The organism is Pedobacter sp. 01N416 (genome assembly GCF_056399685.1).
On sequence record NZ_JBFTRT010000380.1, the window covers coordinates 1 to 4,950 of the forward strand.

General features: G+C 42.6%; 8 protein-coding genes. 5 read left to right on the top strand and 3 right to left on the bottom strand.

Going from position 1 to position 4,950, the window contains the following annotated elements:
• A partial coding sequence (locus AC1DND_RS19305) for a hypothetical protein (RefSeq protein ID WP_477584080.1) occupies positions 1-209 on the top strand: 209 nt, incomplete at its 5' end.
• Positions 210-616: 407 nt separating this feature from the next.
• On the opposite strand, the gene AC1DND_RS19310 is transcribed toward AC1DND_RS19305, so the two are convergent.
• Positions 617-1,072 (bottom strand): JAB domain-containing protein, encoded by a 456-nt coding sequence (locus tag AC1DND_RS19310; RefSeq protein WP_477584082.1) that lies wholly within the window; start codon positions 1,070-1,072, stop codon positions 617-619.
• Between the two features lie 463 nt (positions 1,073-1,535).
• Entirely contained in the window at positions 1,536-1,955 is a 420-nt protein-coding gene (locus AC1DND_RS19315; protein WP_477584084.1) for a DUF1810 domain-containing protein, read from the bottom strand.
• A gap of 207 nt (positions 1,956-2,162) precedes the next feature.
• On the opposite strand from AC1DND_RS19315, the gene AC1DND_RS19320 reads away from it, so the two are divergent.
• Genes AC1DND_RS19320 through AC1DND_RS19335 form a run of 4 tightly spaced genes read left to right on the top strand, consistent with a single transcriptional unit; the run spans position 2,163 to position 3,656 of the window.
• The gene (locus AC1DND_RS19320; RefSeq protein WP_477584086.1) at positions 2,163-2,330 is read left to right on the top strand and encodes a hypothetical protein; all 168 of its coding nucleotides are present in this window, start codon (positions 2,163-2,165) and stop codon (positions 2,328-2,330) included.
• Positions 2,331-2,343: 13 nt separating this feature from the next.
• On the top strand, positions 2,344-3,123 hold the full coding sequence (locus AC1DND_RS19325) for a type 1 glutamine amidotransferase domain-containing protein (protein WP_477584088.1): 780 nt from the start codon (positions 2,344-2,346) through the stop codon (positions 3,121-3,123).
• Positions 3,124-3,134: 11 nt separating this feature from the next.
• Positions 3,135-3,359 carry a hypothetical protein gene (locus tag AC1DND_RS19330; RefSeq protein WP_477584090.1) on the top strand — a complete coding sequence of 75 codons (225 nt, stop codon included), beginning with the start codon at positions 3,135-3,137 and terminating at the stop codon, positions 3,357-3,359.
• A 3-nt stretch (positions 3,360-3,362) separates the two neighbouring features.
• Complete coding sequence (locus AC1DND_RS19335) at positions 3,363-3,656, top strand: hypothetical protein (RefSeq protein WP_477584092.1); 294 nt, start codon at positions 3,363-3,365, stop codon at positions 3,654-3,656.
• A 448-nt stretch (positions 3,657-4,104) separates the two neighbouring features.
• Here the strand turns inward: AC1DND_RS19335 and AC1DND_RS19340 are convergent, their stop codons facing one another.
• Complete coding sequence (locus AC1DND_RS19340) at positions 4,105-4,872, bottom strand: helix-turn-helix transcriptional regulator (protein ID WP_477584094.1); 768 nt, start codon at positions 4,870-4,872, stop codon at positions 4,105-4,107.
• Between the last annotated feature and the right edge of the window lie 78 nt (positions 4,873-4,950).

The following is a 4,950-nucleotide window of genomic DNA, read 5'->3' on the forward strand; positions in this document are numbered from 1 at the left end:
GGATCGGCACCAAACATTCTAAGATTATAGCTAAACTAATTGTCGCCTATACGACAACGACTGAGCCTGATATCCTTCAATTGCATTTAGAGAACGTGATGGGTCTGACTTCCGATAACGCAGCTATTGAGCTTCTCGATTATACCACAGTGTCTACCTCAGACTATCGTGAACTGTTAAAGATCCTTAATATGGTGATTGCCTATTAAATTGGTCTATTATTTTTAATAAAAGGTAAACGATATTAAATTAGTTTTCCCACCAGGCTGACTAAAGTTATGACAGTTATTTTCGTCGTGCTATCTTTGCTCCCAGATGGAACATTGTTTTAGCTCTATATTGAGCTTTCAGTTTTTTTATCATTTTCTTAATGGCACTCAAACGACTGGGCACCATCTCCAGTTGCGATAATCTTTTTTGAAATCTCTTGTTGTTTCATCTCCTAGGGCAGATAGCTTATAATTATTTTTTCTGTGAACAGATTAAATATTCATTACACGTGATACATTTACAGCAAATAAGACAACCTCCCTCTTCTACCCACTATTTTCCTTTATAAGTGGATGCCACCGCAGACTTAAAGTCGGTGCAGCATCATCGAAACTTCTGTCAACTCCTAAATCATCCCCTCATCTAAAAAACTATAAAACCCATATCTTGAAACGATCAGATGGTCATGCACACTGATTCCTAAGATATCCCCTCCGGATTTCAACTTCCTGGTCAATGCCAGATCCGCATCACTCGGAGATAACTCGCCACCTGGATGATTATGTGCCAATATAATTGCACTCGCACAGGCCTTCAGCGCCACCGCAAAAATAACCTTAGGATCAGCAACCGTTCCGGAAAACCCACCTTGTGAAATATTCACCACACCCAATACCCTACCCCTTCTGTTGAGCAAAATCACTTTAAACTCTTCCACAAGCTCCAACCTTCCATCATCCCATCGATCCATCAAAACCTCATAAGCTCCCCTAGAAGAAGTAATCTGTGGCAACTCTGCCATTTTCAATGCCGGACGGTAACTGATCTCAATCTCTGCTACTTTAAAACTTAAATTTTCCATAATTTTTCTGATTTAATTATGGAACCCAGCAAGGTTCAGCTTCTGCCAAAGCAAAAGGAGGAACGGAATAAATGGGCCAGCGGGCAAAGGCTACAGGAGCGTTTATGCCGGAAATTCCTTTGCGTGCCAGAAATGAACCTTAAATTGGTCAGAATTGAATAAGAAAAACACCTGTCTTAAAAGAGTTAAGATTTCTTTACTGTGAAATGGATTATTGCATGTGTAAAGCGTCTATGGAGGCAACAGCAGACCTCAATATCATCATTATAAAAAAAATACCAGAAGCAGTTCCTATAATCTCTTACCATCAAACATTCCTATCGTGAAAACAACATGAGGTAATTTAAGCGTCAAATGGCCACGCAAGCCGACCTGGGCATCCCAACCGGACCCTACTTTTCTGGCCAGTGCAGATAAGCGTTGATTTCTGCCGAAGTGCTCATCCGCACAGCGATTGTGCACGTTAAGCTAACAGGTCAAGTGTCAGGCGATCAGACTGTCCATCAAAATATTTATCCAAAACCTGTTTGAATACCGGATCGGCATCTTTTATCCCTRCAAACAGGGTCATACAGGAACGCAGTTTCATATCATCCGGGGAGCCGAATATCTCATGGGCAGATCTGCCGGTGAGCGAAAGAACCGCATTGGATATCTCTACAAGATGCCTGCCAAGAACCGGGTGATTAAGATAATCTGTGGCATCATTTATTCCCTCAAGCGCATAGTACTCAGAAATCTCACTTTTGCCCAGCCCCTTTAACTGTGGGAACATATACCACATCCAATGGCCGACCTTCTTCCCGGCCCGTATCTCTTCCAGGGCTCTTAGGTAGGCCTGGTTCTGTGCAGTCAAAAACCTGTTTATCTTTTCCGGTACCATTCCTACTTAATTAAGCCTCCTTGGAGTTGCTAATCAATATAACACCATAAACAAACAATTTGTGTTGAAAAGCCGAATCTTGTTACGCAGATCCGGCCCGTTGATTAACTGTTTTTCTGTTCCGGGACGCGCTTACTTACATTTACATAATTTTTTCGAACCATTGTAGTGCCAACTTTGTTATCACCTAAACATAAAAGAAATATTATGAAAGACCCCAAAGAAAAAAACGAGCCCGAACAAGAAGGGCATGAGGATGCGGCCCGGGAGCAATCATCCGGTAACGGAAACAGCACGAGCGGAAATACCAATTGGAACAAACACCAACAAATTGACGAGGAAGGCAATGAAGTTGGTCCAGATGATATCAAATAAAAAATAAAACGATATGAAAAAGATTCTAATGGTATTGACCTCCCACAGTTCGATGGAAAATACAGAAAGCAAAACCGGCGTGTGGCTGGGTGAATTCACTGATCCCTATTACGAATTCATTGACGCAGGTTATACAGTTACCCTGGCAAGCCCTAAAGGCGGCAGGCCGCCGGTTGACCCGATGAGCGAATTGACCGAACACCTTACCGGCTCCAACCGCAGATTTCAGGATGATGAGCAGGCAAAGGCTGACTTTAGCCAGACCACTGTTCTGGATCAGATCAGGCATACTGACTTCGATGCCTTATTTTATCCCGGTGGACATGGACCGCTATGGGATCTGGCGGTAGATAATAACAGCGGCCTTCTGATACTGGATTTCCTCGATGCAGGAAAACCTGTTGCAGCAGTTTGCCATGGTCCTGCAGCACTCATCAGCGCGGAAAGACAAAGACCGGGCCTACTAAAAGGAAAGGTTCTCTCCGCTTTCAGCAATACGGAAGAAACATTGGTAGGTCGTAGCGGAAATGTCCCTTATGAGCTTCAAACACGTTTGAAAGAACTTGGAGCTGAAGTGAAAACAGCCTTACTGCCCTTCCTTTCCCACGTAGAAACAGACGGATTGTTTATTACAGGGCAAAATCCACTTTCTGCAGGCCCCACTGCAAAAGCCCTCATTGAATTGTTAGCATCTGAGCCAATGCAGAACAACAGCCCTGACGATGAGGGACATCAATGGCAGGAAAGAGCGGAAAAATACCTGGATGAAAAACCCGGTGATCTCAAACCTTAATCACAAATCATATGACACAGGAGAACAAACAGATCAACCCAGGCGAAGATGAAAACGGCAAGAACATGGGTTTACCCGAAAAAGACGAAACAGCCACCGGTATAAAGCAAAGCACATCGCTACCTTCTGATGGTCCGGTTGGCCAAAATGAAGGTTCTGAGGCTGCAGACCTTACGGCTACCCTCGAAAAGGACGATCCTAAAGACATCCGCGAAGATGCGGAGACGGGAAGTTAACAAATGAATCAAAACATGTCAGCTCTCATGATGTGTTCAGGTTATTTCTCGGTGCCTGCAGGTCAGCGGAGTGCTGTCAACTTCGCCATCTATGGAATGCTCGAGAATAAAAAGCAATGCCGGGCAGCATTTATGGCGCTAAAATATCTGTATCCCAAAGCTGTCTTTCCTAATGTATATTTTGTAATCGGAAGATTTAATTCCGGAGGACATTCCAATCCTAAAGGATTAATCATCGGATGCCAAAACATAAACCAATTTGGTCTGCAAAAGGAAATAAAAACTGCTATAAACTGACTTTTTTGGTAGAAATGTCAGATTAAAGAAATATTGATCATCTGCCTTTCAATAAGCAACTACTTGGTTTGATTTTTGAACCAGGTACACAAATTACTTTAAGTGCCGATATGAAAAAATTTCTTCCATTTTTGTTCGCCAGTGCTGTTTCTGTCATAGCGATACTGTCATCATTTACCCTTGCGGACCCTGAGTTAGGGATCTCTACAGCCTTAGTGAGTTGGATGGCCTGCCTATGGATCATTTCGGGTGACCGCAAAAACCGCAGATGCCTTTCCTAAAGGATATTTTGTGGGACATTATTCCATTTAGATTTCAATATATTCTGTATTCTTATGATTTGGGGTATCATCAAGTTCTAATATATAGAGGTATTGGACAGAATACAACAGTATATATTTCCAGTCCCGCATTTCAAGTTCAACTGTGGAAGCCTTTCACAGCGATCTTATTTCAATAAACCCGTCGCCTCGGCAATTCTACATGCTTCGATCGCATTTGTTGCATTCAACTTTTGAAAAATATTCTGCCGGTGCCTGTTTACCGTATTAATGCTGATCGCTAATTTTTTCGATATTTCCCTACTCTTGAGTCCATAGCCGATCATTTGTAATATTTCTTTTTCCCTTTCCGATAAAATATTCAAGAATTTTTCCCGGTTTAGGTCGATCACAGCCCCGCTCTGACTGTTGATAATCATTGCGTCAGGGCATCCCAGATCCGGGTGGTCGAAAATCCTATGGTACAGACAGAGCGCTAAGCTGATACTACCTTCGGCAGTACTGCTGATGTAGATCAACCGGTGCCTCAATGATACAATATTTCCATTCGCCCTGACCAGCCGAAGCCTGGTTACAGCTTCGAAATCTGTACGTTCTTCTGGAGAAATCGCATTAAGTAACTGAAAAAACTGCAGTTCGAGCCGGATTTTTTTTTCCATGTCCTCCGGATTGATCAGCTGCAATAAATTATCTTCCCAGATCGAATCCACCTCGGGATCTGTTTTTTCCAGGCCCAATTGTGCCGCAATCGCTCCGTAATAAATATAGCTTTTACGTTTTTTCAGATCACTGAGCACGCTGATACAATTTTCCATCCTTGCATACATCTGAGCGATAAGCTTGCCCTCTTCAAGGTCCAAAACTGGTTTTGCAGGATCATTAAACTCCTGGCTGAACAATTTAATGTTAAGCAGATTACGTGTACTGTTCATCATATTTTAATGGTTAAATATAACCATTGCAGTGGTTTTTTATCCTTATTAATTTGCGGACTTAAACAACGGACATCGGGT

What these genes read in the sequence shown, in the direction of transcription:
- AC1DND_RS19335 (WP_477584092.1), top strand. Translation starts at nt 3,363, where the DNA reads ATGAATCAAAACATGTCAGCTCTCATGATGTGTTCAGGTTATTTCTCG.
- AC1DND_RS19340 (WP_477584094.1), bottom strand. Translation starts at nt 4,872, where the DNA reads ATGATGAACAGTACACGTAATCTGCTTAACATTAAATTGTTCAGCCAG.
- AC1DND_RS19320 (WP_477584086.1), top strand. Translation starts at nt 2,163, where the DNA reads ATGAAAGACCCCAAAGAAAAAAACGAGCCCGAACAAGAAGGGCATGAG.
- AC1DND_RS19325 (WP_477584088.1), top strand. Translation starts at nt 2,344, where the DNA reads ATGAAAAAGATTCTAATGGTATTGACCTCCCACAGTTCGATGGAAAAT.
- AC1DND_RS19330 (WP_477584090.1), top strand. Translation starts at nt 3,135, where the DNA reads ATGACACAGGAGAACAAACAGATCAACCCAGGCGAAGATGAAAACGGC.
- AC1DND_RS19310 (WP_477584082.1), bottom strand. Translation starts at nt 1,072, where the DNA reads ATGGAAAATTTAAGTTTTAAAGTAGCAGAGATTGAGATCAGTTACCGT.